The sequence below is a fragment of the Moorena sp. SIOASIH genome, assembly GCF_010671925.1.
Lineage (GTDB): Bacteria > Cyanobacteriota > Cyanobacteriia > Cyanobacteriales > Coleofasciculaceae > Moorena.
This window is the reverse complement of the sequence record NZ_JAAHIH010000004.1, coordinates 1214674-1229083: the sequence shown is the minus strand read 5'-3', so window position 1 is coordinate 1229083 and position 14410 is coordinate 1214674. Positions and strand designations below refer to the sequence as shown.

12 protein-coding genes are annotated in these 14410 nt (G+C 43.7%); 9 read left to right on the top strand and 3 right to left on the bottom strand.

Translation table 11 applies throughout. The features are described 5' to 3' along the window. The first annotated feature begins 60 nt into the window (after positions 1–60). The gene (locus tag F6J90_RS26750; protein ID WP_293100461.1) at positions 61–249 is read left to right on the top strand and encodes a hypothetical protein; all 189 of its coding nucleotides are present in this window, start codon (positions 61–63) and stop codon (positions 247–249) included. A gap of 250 nt (positions 250–499) precedes the next feature. On the opposite strand, the gene F6J90_RS26745 is transcribed toward F6J90_RS26750, so the two are convergent. Together F6J90_RS26745 and rpsT are read right to left on the bottom strand one after the other, a co-directional pair. Beyond that, positions 500–1312, bottom strand: coding sequence for a TatD family hydrolase (locus F6J90_RS26745; RefSeq protein WP_293100458.1), 813 nt, complete (start codon positions 1310–1312; stop codon positions 500–502). A 108-nt stretch (positions 1313–1420) separates the two neighbouring features. Then, the gene (gene rpsT, locus F6J90_RS26740; protein WP_071105246.1) at positions 1421–1744 is read right to left on the bottom strand and encodes a 30S ribosomal protein S20; all 324 of its coding nucleotides are present in this window, start codon (positions 1742–1744) and stop codon (positions 1421–1423) included. A gap of 257 nt (positions 1745–2001) precedes the next feature. Between rpsT and hisD the strand changes: the two genes are divergently transcribed. After that, complete coding sequence (hisD, locus tag F6J90_RS26735) at positions 2002–3327, top strand: histidinol dehydrogenase (protein WP_293100454.1); 1326 nt, start codon at positions 2002–2004, stop codon at positions 3325–3327. A gap of 438 nt (positions 3328–3765) precedes the next feature. Here the strand turns inward: hisD and F6J90_RS26730 are convergent, their stop codons facing one another. Then, positions 3766–5034 (bottom strand): FIST N-terminal domain-containing protein, encoded by a 1269-nt coding sequence (locus tag F6J90_RS26730; protein ID WP_293100451.1) that lies wholly within the window; start codon positions 5032–5034, stop codon positions 3766–3768. 1115 nt (positions 5035–6149) lie between these two features. On the opposite strand from F6J90_RS26730, the gene F6J90_RS26725 reads away from it, so the two are divergent. The 7 genes from F6J90_RS26725 to hpsL all read left to right on the top strand — a co-directional run bounded on the left by F6J90_RS26725 (position 6150) and on the right by hpsL (position 14333). Then, positions 6150–6374: a Calvin cycle protein CP12 gene (locus tag F6J90_RS26725; protein WP_293100448.1), complete on the top strand. Its 225-nt coding sequence runs from the start codon at positions 6150–6152 to the stop codon at positions 6372–6374. A gap of 185 nt (positions 6375–6559) precedes the next feature. Further along, complete coding sequence (locus F6J90_RS26720) at positions 6560–7153, top strand: DUF3177 family protein (RefSeq protein ID WP_293100445.1); 594 nt, start codon at positions 6560–6562, stop codon at positions 7151–7153. Positions 7154–7582: 429 nt separating this feature from the next. After that, positions 7583–7882, top strand: coding sequence for a hypothetical protein (locus F6J90_RS26715; protein WP_293100442.1), 300 nt, complete (start codon positions 7583–7585; stop codon positions 7880–7882). A 383-nt stretch (positions 7883–8265) separates the two neighbouring features. Beyond that, positions 8266–9735 (top strand): phosphoglucosamine mutase, encoded by a 1470-nt coding sequence (gene glmM / locus F6J90_RS26710; protein WP_293100440.1) that lies wholly within the window; start codon positions 8266–8268, stop codon positions 9733–9735. Between the two features lie 653 nt (positions 9736–10388). Beyond that, positions 10389–11591: a transposase gene (locus tag F6J90_RS26705; protein WP_293100437.1), complete on the top strand. Its 1203-nt coding sequence runs from the start codon at positions 10389–10391 to the stop codon at positions 11589–11591. 153 nt (positions 11592–11744) lie between these two features. Continuing rightward, positions 11745–12488: a glycosyltransferase family 2 protein gene (locus tag F6J90_RS26700; RefSeq protein ID WP_293100435.1), complete on the top strand. Its 744-nt coding sequence runs from the start codon at positions 11745–11747 to the stop codon at positions 12486–12488. Positions 12489–12569: 81 nt separating this feature from the next. Continuing rightward, entirely contained in the window at positions 12570–14333 is a 1764-nt protein-coding gene (gene hpsL / locus F6J90_RS26695; RefSeq protein ID WP_293100432.1) for a hormogonium polysaccharide biosynthesis protein HpsL, read from the top strand. The last annotated feature ends 77 nt before the right edge of the window (positions 14334–14410 follow it).

Genomic DNA, 14410 nt, shown 5'->3' with positions numbered 1-14410 from the left:
TATGGCTTAGATTGCCTTCAATCTTCCACTTTTCGAAAACCATCCGTGGGGATTTCAACCATGTCTATTACTAGATTGACAGAAACTCAGGCATCAGGAAAACAACCAAAACACTATACTGGACTTGGAGTAATTGCTCCCGGTACTAGTTGTGGTTTTTACACTTGTCACCGTCGATGTGCCCTGCCCTACACATGGGTTGTGCTTAGCTGGAGACTAAAACCGTTGTGGGGCTTGTCGTTGGGTTAGTTGTATTCAGAACACCTAGGGTAGCATCTGAGCGCCCTTTTGTCAACCCTCCCTCGGTAAGCCTCTCCCAAAAGTACTATTCAAAGAGTTGGAGAGTTGGATGATTTCCTCTTATTTCCTTTTATAGGTGTTCACAGTAAACCTAGGAGTCTCCCCATGATTCTCTTTCTACTGAACCCTAGGAGAGTAGGGGAGTTGAGATTATCAAGAACCAACCTTCAGGTTTTACCCTTTCAGGTCTGGTTGAGATTTACCCAATCCCTATTTTTCCAGCAGTTGCTGTTGAGAGGCTAAGACCAAAAAGCTGACAGGCATTTTGGGTGGTCTGAGCAGCCAACTCTTCTAGAGATATCCCTCGTAATTGGGCAACGCACTCGGCTACATAGCGGACATAGGCTGGTTCATTTCGTTTGCCTCGCTTGGGGACTGGTGCAAGGAACGGACAATCCGTTTCGATGAGTAAGCGATCGCTAGGTACCATGGTGGCTGATTCTTTTACCTGAGTGGCATTCTTAAAGGTCACAATGCCACTGAAGCTTATGTAAAACCCCAAATCCAAAAACCACTGTGTTTGTTGAGGATTACCTCCCCAACAGTGCATCACACCTCTTATTTGCCCGGTACTTTCCCAAAATTCTTGCAGTATGCCCCTCATTTCTGAAGCAGCATCACGGCAGTGGATAATCAGTGGCAAGCCGAGTTGGTGGGCAATCCCTAGTTGGGCTTTGAACACTTCTATTTGGTGTTGTTGGTTCTTGGCTTTATAGAAATCCAAACCCGTTTCTCCGATAGCTACGACCCTAGCATCAGAGCGCGCTAGGGTCAAAATCTGATTTTCCGTTTCGGAAGTCCATTTTTCGGTATCTAAGGGGTGCAAGCCTACCGCGAAGGAGATTTCGGGAAATCGCTCTGCTAGAGCTTGGATGCCTGTAAACTCAGACGGTTCTACGCAAGAGTGAACTAGACGAACCACACCAGCTTCTAGCCATCGGTGCTGTAATTGCTCTAACTCCGACTCAAAGACATCGAAGTTGATATGGACGTGGGTATCAATCAACTGCATCAATACAGTTTTTAATCTATTTATCTATGTTTAGTTTAATTAACAGCGGTTTTTGCTGAATTACTAATTGCAGCACTTAGCTAAGGTCAGCTGAGTCAGGCAATCTGATCATACAGCAGGTGATTCGGTCACAGTAGCGTTAAGTTGAGCCTCTATAGCTTTGAGCTTTTTGGCAAGACTTGCTTTTTTCCGAGCGCCATTATTACGATGGAGCACCTTACGCTTGACAGCCTTGTCAATTTTGCTGTATGCTTCTGACATTCGACGTTTGACTTCTTCCAAGGCTTCCGGACTTGGTTGGCGTTCGTACTCTTCTAAGGCAGCACAATAGTTCTTGGTCAGCGTTTTCACCGCTGATTTGTAGGCTTTGTTCCGAATTCGGTTCCGTTCGGCGATTTTTATGCGTTTGAGGGCAGACTTGTTATTAGCCACAGCAGTCTTTACTTAACTTAATTTAGTTTGGGAGTTACGTCCCATAGAAAATGGTATGATACCAGAAATAACATTATACCATATATCATACTAAACTAGTATCAACTAGTATCAACACGCATAGCGTAACCCAAGCATCACCCTATTTAAGCTATATTCTTAAAGTAAGTCCAGGAAAAATAGACACCTTTGATCAGGATAAGTGTATAAACCTGGTCTAGGAAGATCAACACTAGCGTGATGGGCACTCCGACTCCATGCTGCGAATCATAACTGAGCAGGCTGAGGCACAAACTGAACTGCGACGTATCCGCGATCGCACGGCTTCTGACCAAATGCTGAACAAAGAGGCAACTGTAAGGGAAGTTTTACAGGCAGTGAAGCGTAAAGGAGACGTAGCGCTCCTGCACTACACTGAGGAATTTGATCAGCTGAGATTGAGTCGAGAACAACTGCGAATCAGCGGTTCGGAACTAGATGCGGCTTACCAACAGGTCTCCAAGGAATTACTGGATGCGATTCAATTAGCCGCCAGACAAATCGAGGCATTTCATCGACAACGAGTTCCCAAATCCTGGGTGCAATTTGGTGAAGATGATGTGGTTTTAGGCAAGCGCTACACTCCTGTAGATAAGGCTGGACTATATGTTCCTGGAGGTAGGGCGTCCTATCCCAGTACTGTGTTAATGAATGCTATTCCAGCCAAGGTAGCTCAGGTTAACCAAATTGTAATGGTTACTCCACCAAGACCTGATCAAAGCATTAATCCGGCTGTGCTTGTGGCTGCTCAGGAAGCCGGTATTCATGAGATTTACCGGGTAGGTGGTGCCCAAGCAATTGCAGCCTTAGCCTTTGGAACCGAAACCATTCCCAACGTGGATGTGATTAGCGGTCCGGGGAACATTTACGTAACCCTGGCCAAGAAACTGGTTTACGGTATTGTAGGGATTGACTCCCTGGCTGGTCCTTCTGAGGTATTAATTATTGCGGATCAGGAAGCTAATCCAGTTCATGTGGCTGTCGATCTATTGGCTCAGGCAGAACATGACCCAATGGCAGCAGCAATTCTCCTGACCACTGATGCTCAATTAGCCAAACAAGTGCAGGTGCAAGTGCAGCAGCAACTAAAAGACCATCCACGACGCCTGTTGACAGAAAAAGCGATCGCTCACTATGGTCTAATCGTTGTTGTTGATTCTTTAGAAGTGGCAGCACAACTGTCTGATGAGTTTGCTCCAGAACACTTAGAACTAGAAATTACCCAACCTTGGGACTTACTAGACTATATCCACCACGCTGGGGCAATTTTCTTGGGTAACTCAACCCCTGAAGCAGTAGGTGATTACTTAGCTGGACCCAATCACACCCTACCAACTTCAGGTGCTGCTCGTTATGCTTCTGCCCTAGGTGTGGAAACCTTTATGAAGCACTCCAGTTTGATTCAGTATTCAGACCGAGCCCTCCATAAAGTGGCTGGTGCTATCGAGACTCTTGCTGAAGCAGAAGGTCTACCATCTCACGCTGACTCTGTGCGCTTACGAACTCAGCTTGATGCTGGGGGGTCAAAGGGAGTAGAACAATAATACAAAAATAATCTAGTTAAGGCTCTGTCATTAGTCAGGTAGTTACTGATTCCCCAGAAATTAGAAATTAGAAATTAGAAATTAGAAATTAGAAATTAGAAATTAGAATTTAGAAATTAGAATTTAGAAATTAGAAATTAGAAATTAGAAATTAGAAATTAGAAATTAGAAATTAGAATTTAGAAATTAGAAATTAGAATTTAGAATTTAGAATTTAGAATTTAGAATTTAGAAATTAGAATTTAGTTCTAATTTCTAATTTAGAAATTAGAAATTAGAATTTAGAATGTAGAATTTAGAATTAGTTTATTTTTCATTCTTAATTCTTAATTCTTAATTCTTCATTCTTAATTCTTAATTCTTCATTCTTAATTCTTCATTCTTCATTCTTAATTCTTCATTCTTAATTCTTCATTCTTAATTCTTCATTCTTCATTCTTACTCTTTAGCACGGAAAATCCCAAAAACTGAGGTGAAGCCGTGCAAAAACGTACTACTGCCTACTGGCCCAATTTCCCCGTTACAGAAGAAGCCCGCCAGCTGAATATCCTTGATGTAACGGTGGAATAGTTGGGAATCAAAATTGGGTTTACCGTAAAGCCCTTCTCCTCGACCCAGACAGGAAAACATCAAAGCACCAGCAGCTTGAGTGGTGTTAGTTTGCTTTTGATAGTGCTCAAGAAGAAGTGCCAAGTCTTCCTCTGAAGTCTGAGCATCTCTGAGGTGGAACTGAATACGTTGACCAGGTCGAATCCGATCAGCAATAGCGATCGCACCAATCCTCGGATCCACACCTAACAGATTGCGGATCAGAAAGTCTCCCTGAGCCAGCTGTTGTTTAAACTCATCTCGGGCAAATCCCACAAACAGTGAATGTTGTGCCAGCTTACGGTCTGCCTCATCCATACTTTGGATTAACTCCCGCAACACCATTAATGGGGGATGGGATCCTGGCTCACCGCTGGTGATATTGCCTTGGTCAAGGGCTGTCAATTCCAGCAGGATATTCTGGTCTGCTTTAGTCACCTGATAGGTTTGACCGATAGGACGACAGCCTTGAGCAACAATGGTTTCTAATAGAATATTGCCGCTTAGAGCAACCCCCACAGTTCCTTCATGGTAAAGAGACTTTGCCACTTGGGTCTGGTCTTTCAGGCAAAACAAGCCATTCTTAGCCACCATAGAGCTAGCACTAGCCACTCCTCCTACTTTGACCGACCCTGGATAAGCATAATCCAACCCTTGGAGCAAATCACTGATTTTAGATGAAAGGGGGTCAGAGAATAAAATAAACTGGGGTTGCTCTTGGGGGGAAATGCCAATCAAGTCCACCCAAGCATCAGGAGGACTATCCAAATCTGGCAAGGCATCTCCAGAGATATGAAAGCTCTGGACACTAACATCAGGCAAACAGGCTAGGCTGAGGCTTAGGGCTGGTCCTCCCTCAACTTCCACAGGTAACCCATTGGTGTTCATCCCAATGATGCCACTCCCACCACAACCAATCAGCACGGGTAAAGACAATCGTTCCTGGAGCAGGGGTATGAGGCGAGGATACTCACTGGCATAGGCAGATGAGATGAACACCAGACCCAAATCTGCTTTTAAAGGCAAAGACTTCTCAAGGCAGTCTGCCACTTCGGCCACTGCCGCTTCTAATGATGCACGGGTTGATAGAGCATTTGCCCACTTGATCACATTAGCCATCTATTCTACCTAATTCACTCCCGATACCATTGGCTATTGAGGGGATTGGCCACTCCTTAAGGTTTTATAATAACGGTGAACTACCACAGACTTCCACTAAGCCCTACCTGATACTGAGCAGAGGATTTGTTGTGGTACATTAAATTTAACATATGTTAATATAAGTTAGTAGTTATCAAAAAGCTAAGGATAGCTGGGTTATAAACTGTTTTTGTTCAAATACGATGGCTAATATATAATCAATTATTAATAGTTAATTATATATTAGCCATCCGCTCTACTGCATTTTAAGGGTAACAATTCCTAATATAGTGGGATAAATCAGACAGGATCCCTTAAATTCGCACTTCCTCTAACTAGAAGTCCTTCGTCAAGCCAGCCATGGCAAGAAGCGTAAGGGCTAAAGGTAAATTCCACCCCAACCACACTACTAAGCTAGCTATGTCAACAGGACTTACGCACAGACTCCATGGGTAGGGTGGGCAAAACCTTGTCCACCCTACAGGTAGCGTTAAATTGAGGGATTTGCGTAAGTCCTAGTCAAGATCGGTCGAGTAAAAGGGGAATGTGTCAAGAGTTCTAGAAGTGGTGTAAGCTACTAGGGCGTAAGGTAAAATTGGGAAAACCTTAAAAAATAAAGAACAAATTTGTGTTAAAGCAGGTCTTTTGCTTTAACCTAAGAAATTAAAGTAGCTAATTAAACTAGCTAATTGTAGCGCTCTTAGTTAATTCCCTGGTAATTTCTGGTTAATCCGGGATTTCCTAGCTAAGATGCAGGTAATGGACATTAGTCCGCTCGTTGTAATGGTCACGACACCTACGAATGACCGCCAGTTCGTAGCCCTGTCCCTAGTAGTTAAGATGAGGGAAACATGTGCTGCTAGCCCAACCAGCCTTTACAACATTGCCGTTCCCGGAAGCGGGACAAAGTCCGGCAAACCTTACCCGTGATAGGAGTTGCACAAAACCTGAGCAACTAGGTCGTATTTTAAACGAAATTACTAGTTATTAAGCCTCCTATCTTTGACTATTTTGCTAAGGGCGGTTGGAGACTACTACCAATCCTATAAGCAAAATAAAAATAGACATCATCAAGTTATAAAAGCGAAAGACAGATGAGCGAATTACAAGAGAAAATAGACAAAGAGCGTGAACAAGCTAGAGCGGTTTGTGATGCTGAGGGGGCGTCTTCAGCAGAATGCGCAGTAGCTTGGGATAACGTAGAAGAACTACAAGCAGAGGCTTCCCATCAGCGGCAAAATGCCGAGCCCAAAACCTCCCTTGAGCAGTACTGTGATGATAATCCTGAAGCAGCTGAGTGCCGGGTATATGAAGACTAGACTCTAGTATTGTTCTGCCAAATACTCTGGATAAGGGTAGCAGGAGTAAATCCCCGATTAGGATTTGCTCCTGCTACCCTTTTTGGTGGCGTTACTGGCCTGATGCTTTCCTTGGCTTTGTTTCTAGATTTCCAGTATGGGCATTGGTGCAATAACATAGATCAAGGTCATTTCGGCAACAAGCAATGCAAGATGAAATTATTCAATTACTGGTTTGGATGGACTACCGTTTGGCAGTTTTGTTCACAGTATTTATCCCCTTAATGCTGCTAATTTGGGCATTTTTCCAGAAAGCAGATGCTATGGTACGCCTGTTGATTATCTATTGGCGTGTTTCCAGTCTCCTAGCGATTACAGTTTACCTGTTGATTGTAGGTTGGCCGATTGCTTATGTGTCTGCTTTGAGCTCCCGTATTCTAATCCCGATCTCCCTGTGGTTTTGGATTGACTTGAATGAGGAGATTGATGATAGACCAGCTACTCCCTTGAAGCTAGCACTGACATCTTGGCGTTGGGCAATGACTATTTACTGTACTCTGGGGACAATCGCCAGCATTCCATTTCTACGTTGTGCCTTTGTCCCAGGAGCAATCACATCTGGATTTTGTCAGGTGTTGAGGGAGCCGCCTTTGTTATTCAAACAGTATTTCCATGCTGGTTATACCCCTGGATTTTTGGGTTTTATGGGAATGGTGGGATTATTCTTCTATGTCCTTTACTTAAGCTATTTCGTTCTGTTTCGTCTCGGCAAACAAGGACGATCAGCTATTGAACCATGAAATGGGTTATGGCTTTGGATTTTGTAGGGCAGTAGCATCTTATTTGAGACTCCCCACGGCGCTTATGCCGGGGGAGTCTTGGTTCAAAGGAGGTAAGCATTCAGCAGTCAGGGGTCAGCGGTCAGCCGTCAGGTTATTTTATTCAAAAGCTTTTCCCGTAGGGTGCCCATAGCGCATAAGCTGTTCCTGTAGCCCATAGGCTGATAGCTGAATACTTACCCCGGTGCGCTTTCCCCATTAAGAATTAAATTCGCCACTGGTCGCACCGCAAAGTAAAGTTGATTAACGGATTCGGAATTCTACTTAACCTACAGGCAAAGCGCTAGATCAGATTTTATGGTCACCACCAGTACGATAAAACTAAATCTATTATTGTATCCTGCCAATAGGCAACGCCACAACTACAAACTCACAACTGAAAACTAATAGATGATGGATTCCATTGGTAGGCGTCTAGAACAATACACCATCAAACGCCCAAAAGAGGTATTGATCGTTACCGCACAGATAGCTGGTGAACAGGATCAAATTGCTATTTTTAAAGGTTTTTCTAGTTCTTTAATGCGTCCGACATCCTTTGACCCAGATGTAGCGGTCTTACCACCACAGGCAAAGATCATTAGCATAGATCGAGTGGCTGCTCCCTATAATCCACAGTCTCCTCGTTATCTTGAGCAAGGACTGAGTTTGGAAACTATGGAAAAGTTGTTGGAGAATGCTGGTGTTTAATTCAGTATCGTTGCCAGGTGGTGGCTGCTAAGTTCCAAGGGAGGAACGTAAATTTTGGTAAAGTTTTGCCCGAAGACCCTTGGGAGCTAAGTGTATTTGGATCTAGTTAGTCAATTTTGATAAAGTCTTGCCAGAAGCCTAACAGGGCTAAATGTACTTTGATCTAGTTAGTCAATGTTTGAGTAAATCTTTGATAAAGTCTTGCCAAAGCGCTCACAGGGCTAAATGTACTTGGATCATAATCTGAATGTACTTGGATCATAATCTGATCACAAGCATGTATGGGATCACAACTATGGGTTGGATGTATTGATGAATATCTACCAAAGCAAAATAAAGTGTTATTCTCCACAGTGAGTGTGTAATGTGAGGAAATTGAAATTATGGTTACATCCCCTGTCCGTATCCAGGGATTGGATAGTTCTGAGTTCTCATCCAAGAATCAGCCAATGAACTGCCCCAATGTCAGGTTACCTTGGCAACCCCTAACTCTACCCACAACCCCATTATTCGGTACCGATGGCATTCGGGGACGAGCAGGAACATTGCTCAGTGAAGATTTGGCTTTACAAGTGGGTTTCTGGGCTGGTCTTGTGTTACAGGAATACTCAGCTGTACCAGAACCGGTGATTTTGGGGCAGGATTCGCGCAACTCTAGTGATATGTTGGCAACAGCCTTAGCGAAGGGGTTGACTACAGCAGGTCTAGAGGTGTGGCACCTGGGATTATGTCCCACTCCTGGTGTTGCCTACCTGTGCAGTGCCACAAGTGCCATAGGGGGTGTGATGATTTCTGCTAGTCATAATCCTCCAGAAGACAATGGGATTAAGTTTTTTAGCGGGAAAGGCACTAAGCTATCTCAGGAGCTGCAAAAGCATATAGAAGCTGGATTGAGGGGTTTTATTGGTCAGGCAGTGAGTAAAACCCAAGGGCAGTATCACTATCGCCCAGGGTTGGTCACCGATTATGCCGCAGCACTTCACCGTCCTCTGAAAGGAGTGACGAATTTACAAGGCATGAAGATTGTGCTGGATTTGGCTTGGGGGGCAGCAGTGCGACTGTCAGGACAAGTGTTTGAGCAGTTGGGGGCACAAGTGATTTGCTTGCATGACCAGGCAGATGGCGATCGCATTAATGTCAATTGTGGCTCTACTCACCTCGAACCCCTCAAAGCTGCGGTAAAAGAATACCAAGCAGATCTTGGGTTTGCTTTTGATGGTGATGCAGACCGATTGATGGCAGTAGATGCCCACGGTCGGGAGATCAATGGAGATTACATCCTCTATTTTTGGGGTCAAACCTTACGTGCTGCCCAAAAGCTACCAGAAGACCTAATGGTCGCAACGGTAATGGCAAATTTAGGATTTGAACGAGCCTGGAAGCAGTTGGGGGGTAAATTCCTACGGACAGCGGTCGGAGATCAGCATGTCCAAGCTAAAATGCTCCAAACTGGAGCTATGCTAGGGGGTGAACAATCGGGACATATCATCTGTCACCATTATGGTATGACTGGGGATGGCATGTTAACTGCTTTACATATAGCTTCTTTGGTGCGTGAATCTGGGATGACCTTAGGGCAGTTAGTAGACCAAAGTTTCCAGACTTACCCCCAACTGCTGCGTAATGTCAGGGTAGAAGACCGAGAACGCCGACGTGGATGGCAAGAGTGTGAGGCGATCACGAATGCGATCGCAAAAGGGGAAGCAGCCATGGGAGACCAAGGTCGAATTCTGGTTCGTGCTTCTGGTACTGAACCCGTGATCCGGGTGATGGTCGAAGCTGCCAATTCTCAACTTGCTCACCACTGGACATCAGAGTTAGTTAATGTCGTTGAGCGATATTTAGCTAACTGATTAGTTAACTGATTCAGCAAAATGCTTGCAGGAACTACTCAGGATCTAACTGGAATCATTAACTTGTCTCTTTGTTAACTTAGATCGGTTAAGTGATCGGGTTGTCTTGACGGTTTATGGTTGACGGTTTATGGTTGACCGTAAATCATCAACCCTGATCTGAGTCTCTCTTGAGGAGAACTCCTTGCCCATCTACGGTCAAAAACCAGATCGGTGGAAAGCTTCAGGAAAAAGGGTTAAAAACCCGGAACTTAATACTTAATAGGGGTGCATCGCAAACTATTGGCAGTATTTTGCTTAGCTTATATAGTCATTTCAAATAACAATGGAAAACTTTTTCGGCTGAAACCCTTTCATAGCAATAAAGAGTTGTCTCAATCTAAATTGAAATGACTATAGCTGACCGAAAGATCTAAGGGCGCAAGCCCCTGGATTCTATCCATGGGGTTAGCCCTTTAAGACGAAACCTTAGGAGAGTGGAGCCTTATTCCACGAGTCTTAACCCTTTTTTGCATAGCCTGCCGACCATAAAGGCTCCACTCTCCTTACGGTAACTTTGAGGAATTTATTCCCTAACTGTCCTTGGAACTTTATCTCTGAGATATCGACTACAATAGTAAGTAAAGCAAGCAGACCAAGGAGGTGATTTCAAGGTGTTGGTAATGGAGTTCAAAGCTGTTATCAAAGAGCCTCAAAAAGTGGCGATAAATGAAGCAATTCGGACGGCAAGGTTTGTCCGTAATAAGGTTTTGCGCTACTGGATGGACAATCGGGGAGTCGGAAAGAAAGAACTTTATCGCTACAACACCCAATTAAGAGACGAATTCAAATTTGTCAAAGATTTAAACAGCCATGCTTGTCAAGCCTCAGTCGAAAACGTAGAACGAGCGATTAAACGCTTTTTTGATAACTGCAAGAATAAAGTCCCAGGCAAGAAAGGTTACCCCCGTTTCAAAAAGTATTCTACGTCGGTTGAATATAAGCAGTCTGGATGGAAACTGTCTCCGGACAAGAAGTCCATTAAGTTCACAGACAACAAAGGTATTGGCAAGGTCAAACTCAAAGGTACCTGGGACTTGTGGCGTTTCGACCAAAAACTAATCAAACGAGTTCGCATTGTCCAGAGAGCTGATGGCTATTACGTTCAGTTCTGTGTTAAGATAGACAACTCGGAACAGCTAGAAGCAACTGGGTTTACTGTTGGCTTGGACGTTGGCTTAAAGGAGTTTTACACAGACTCTGATGGCTATTCCGAACCTAATCCTAGATTTTACAAAAAAGGCGAAAAACGCGCTAGATTTTATCAACGTAGAGTTTCTCGGAAAAATAAAGGCTCATCCAACCGTAGAAAAGCCATTAATAAACTAGGCAGACATCATCTTAAGATAAGTAGGCAGCGTAGTGAACATGCTAAGAGACTAGCACGTTGCGTAATCCGGTCTAACGACTTGGTAGCCTATGAATACTTGAGAGTTAAGAACTTAGTTAAAAACCACTGTCTGGCCAAGTCTATTAATGATGCAGGTTGGTACCAATTCCGGGAATGGCTAGAACATTTTGGTCAAAAGTTTGGTAGGATAACTGTTGCTGTAAATCCTGCCTACACAAGCCAAAATTGCTCTAACTGCGGGGAAGTTGTTAAGAAGTCGTTGTCAACTCGAACCCACGTCTGCAAATGTGGGTGTCAGCTAGACCGCGACCACAATGCCGCCAGAAACATTCTAACTAGAGCCTTAGGTACGGTGGGGCACACCGGAACTTATCAAAACGCTTGTGGAGAATTGGCCTCTACTTTTCCTGGTTCCGACCTGGTTAAGCAAGTCAACTCGTTGAAGCAAGAATCCCCTAGCTTCTAGCTATGGGGAGTGTCAAGAAATGCTTGATTGCTTTCAAGGTCCCAATAACGCCATGGCCACCTCACCCTAACATTAAAACTCCCGTTACTTTGACTCAATCAGTCAGAGTAGTGGGATTTTTTTACCTTGTTTTTCTATCAAGATAGGTTAATCATGCTAGTTTTCGTAATTCCACTCAAGAGTCGAAAGATTTCCAAATCTTGGGAACATGTATCTAAATTATTTGAACGCTGTGTAAAATCAGTATGTAATCAAACATCATCGGAATTTAGAGTAATTGTTGTTTGTAATGAAAAGCCAGAGATTACATTCAGTCACCCCCATATAATTTATCTTGAGGTTGATTATCCTACTCCCAAAGAGAAAAATCCCATAGCTATAGGATTGACAGACAAAGGACGTAAGGTTTTGACAGGATTAACCTATGCTCGTCGATTTGACCCAACTCATGCTATGAATGTCGATGCCGATGATTGTGTTAGCAAACAGTTAGCGGAATTTGTTAGGCAAAATCCTCAGGGAAATGGCTGGTTTATTAATAGAGGTTATAAGTATCGAGATGGAGAAGATTGTTTGTATTTAAAACGAAAACAATTCTATCGAATGTCGGGTACAGCGAATATTATTAGATGGGATTTACTAGAGTTACCTGAGAAACCTGAATACAATCGCGGTTATGGCTACTACAAGTTTTATATTGATCATGAGAAAGTAAAAAATATTCTTGCCAACAAGGGAACCCCTCTAGAACCATTACCCTTTTCTGGTAGTGTTTATATCCTTGGTACTGGTGAAAATATATCAGCAAATGAAGACAGATTATCCTTTAACATCTTCAATCGAAAGGCGTTGAGCAAATCAATTTGTGATGAATTTGGCTTGTACAAGCTGGCTTAATCGTCCTAGAAGCACCAATTTCAACTTGAAAATGCCAAATTAAGAAATAATAACATCGATAGACAATGGGATGGTTCTGCCATGGTCAAAGGTCGGTCAAAATCTAAGTCATCAAAGAAAGGGAAAACGCCATCTGAGACCACAACGTTAAATCTGAAGCAACAGTTAGCTCAAAAACGCCGAGCGCAACGGGCGCGTAAAGAAGTCATCCAAATTATTACTATGACAGCAGCTTTTGGAGCGATTATCGGGGTGTTGCTGGCTCTGGTGGTTGATCCTAAAGCTGGTGCAGCTGCAGTAGCTGGTCTGCCTTGTCTGGTTCTGTCCTATAAATATCCTCGCAAAGCACTTTGGGCATTCCTGATCTATATGCCTTTTAGTGGCACAATCATTTACTCCATTGGCAATAGTCCACTGCTTCAGCTGGCTAAAGATGGTATCTATATCCCTGCTTTGATTGGTCTAGTACAACAGTGTAAGCAGGAAAGAAAACCGATCATCGTAGCCAAATCCCTAATGGTACCCTTAGGCATTTTGTGCGCATCAAGTTTGCTGACATTCTTGTTTGCTAATGGCTCCCAGCAACTACTTCCCCCCTGTTCAGATCTACCAGGAATGCGTAGAGGTATAACCTGCGACGATGGACAGCCGATACTGATGGGAATTTTGGGTTTGAAAGTTTTTTTGGGATACATTCCCTTAATCTTTTGTGCCTACTACCTGATCCGTAGCAAAAAAGAATTACTCTTCCTCTCAAGGATGTTCACAGTTCTGGCTATTATCTGCTGTAGCCTTGCCTTTATTCAGTACATGATGCTCAAAACTGGTAGATGCGCTGGAACCCAATTCAGAGACGGGGCTGCCTTATTCAAAGCTTCCCTAGATGCTAGATGTTTTGTGGGTGGGTCTTTATTGTATAGTCCTCAAGTGGGACAAATCCGCTTACCGGGAACCTTTGTTGCCCCTTGGCAGTGGGGCTGGTTCCTGATTTCTAATGCCTTTTTTACCTTTGCTACTGCTTTCAGCGACCCCTCAGCTCGTTGGCGAAGTGTTGGTTTAGCTGGCATGGCATCGGTTTTTGTTCTGGCAGTAGTCTCTGGTCAGCGGATTGCTCTGGCTTTGGTGCCAACCGTAACTGTAATCCTGCTCGTTTTAACGGGTCAAGTCACTAACCTTAAACGGTTTTTACCTATTCTGGGGGGATTAGGACTTTTATTGGGAATTGCCGCAACTGCTTTTCCTGAAATAGTTCAGGAACGGATAGATAGTTTTATCGGTCGTTGGCAAGCTGCACCAGCGGATGATTTTATCCTTCATCAATTTGCTTTTACCTGGAGTAGACTAAGAGGGTCATTAATTGGTCTGGGATTAGGACGAGCGACCAACTCTGCTCGTGTTTTTGGTAAAACCAGTTTGGTAGAAACTTGGTTTCCCAAAGTGATGCATGAAGTTGGTCCGCTGGGTCTGCTGACTTTTCTAGTATTTGTAACTGCGATTACTGTACTTACCTTCAAGGCTTACCGCTCAGTGAAAAACAAGGATTTGCGGAGTATCGGTGCCAGCTATTGGGTACTTATTTTGTTTATTAGCTACCAAACCTATTACTATCCCTTGGATGTAGATCCAGTCGCAGTCTATTATTGGTTGATTACTGGTGTTATCCTCAAGTTGCCCGAAATAAATCGCCAAGAACAAGAGGAACTAGAGAAACTAGAGGCAGCACAGGCAAACGAGCCTCAATCTAAAAACAAACGAGGTATAAAGGCATCGAAAAAGGGCAAAAGGAAACGGCAAAAGGCAAAAGGGAAACGGCAAACTGTTTTTTCTACAGGTCTGCACGGATAACCGTTTCCTGTACTATGCTGGTATTGGTTTGACCTGTCACCTTGAGAATTGTGGAACTCTCCATGAAACCACGGATG

Bases quoted from the DNA above. Each gene is read 5' to 3' on its own strand.
- F6J90_RS26750 (WP_293100461.1), top strand. From the start codon at position 61: ATGTCTATTACTAGATTGACAGAAACTCAGGCATCAGGAAAACAACCA.
- F6J90_RS26745 (WP_293100458.1), bottom strand. From the start codon at position 1,312: ATGCAGTTGATTGATACCCACGTCCATATCAACTTCGATGTCTTTGAG.
- hisD (WP_293100454.1), top strand. From the start codon at position 2,002: ATGCTGCGAATCATAACTGAGCAGGCTGAGGCACAAACTGAACTGCGA.
- F6J90_RS26730 (WP_293100451.1), bottom strand. From the start codon at position 5,034: ATGGCTAATGTGATCAAGTGGGCAAATGCTCTATCAACCCGTGCATCA.
- F6J90_RS26725 (WP_293100448.1), top strand. From the start codon at position 6,150: ATGAGCGAATTACAAGAGAAAATAGACAAAGAGCGTGAACAAGCTAGA.
- F6J90_RS26720 (WP_293100445.1), top strand. From the start codon at position 6,560: ATGCAAGATGAAATTATTCAATTACTGGTTTGGATGGACTACCGTTTG.
- F6J90_RS26715 (WP_293100442.1), top strand. From the start codon at position 7,583: ATGATGGATTCCATTGGTAGGCGTCTAGAACAATACACCATCAAACGC.
- glmM (WP_293100440.1), top strand. From the start codon at position 8,266: ATGGTTACATCCCCTGTCCGTATCCAGGGATTGGATAGTTCTGAGTTC.
- F6J90_RS26700 (WP_293100435.1), top strand. From the start codon at position 11,745: ATGCTAGTTTTCGTAATTCCACTCAAGAGTCGAAAGATTTCCAAATCT.
- hpsL (WP_293100432.1), top strand. From the start codon at position 12,570: ATGGTCAAAGGTCGGTCAAAATCTAAGTCATCAAAGAAAGGGAAAACG.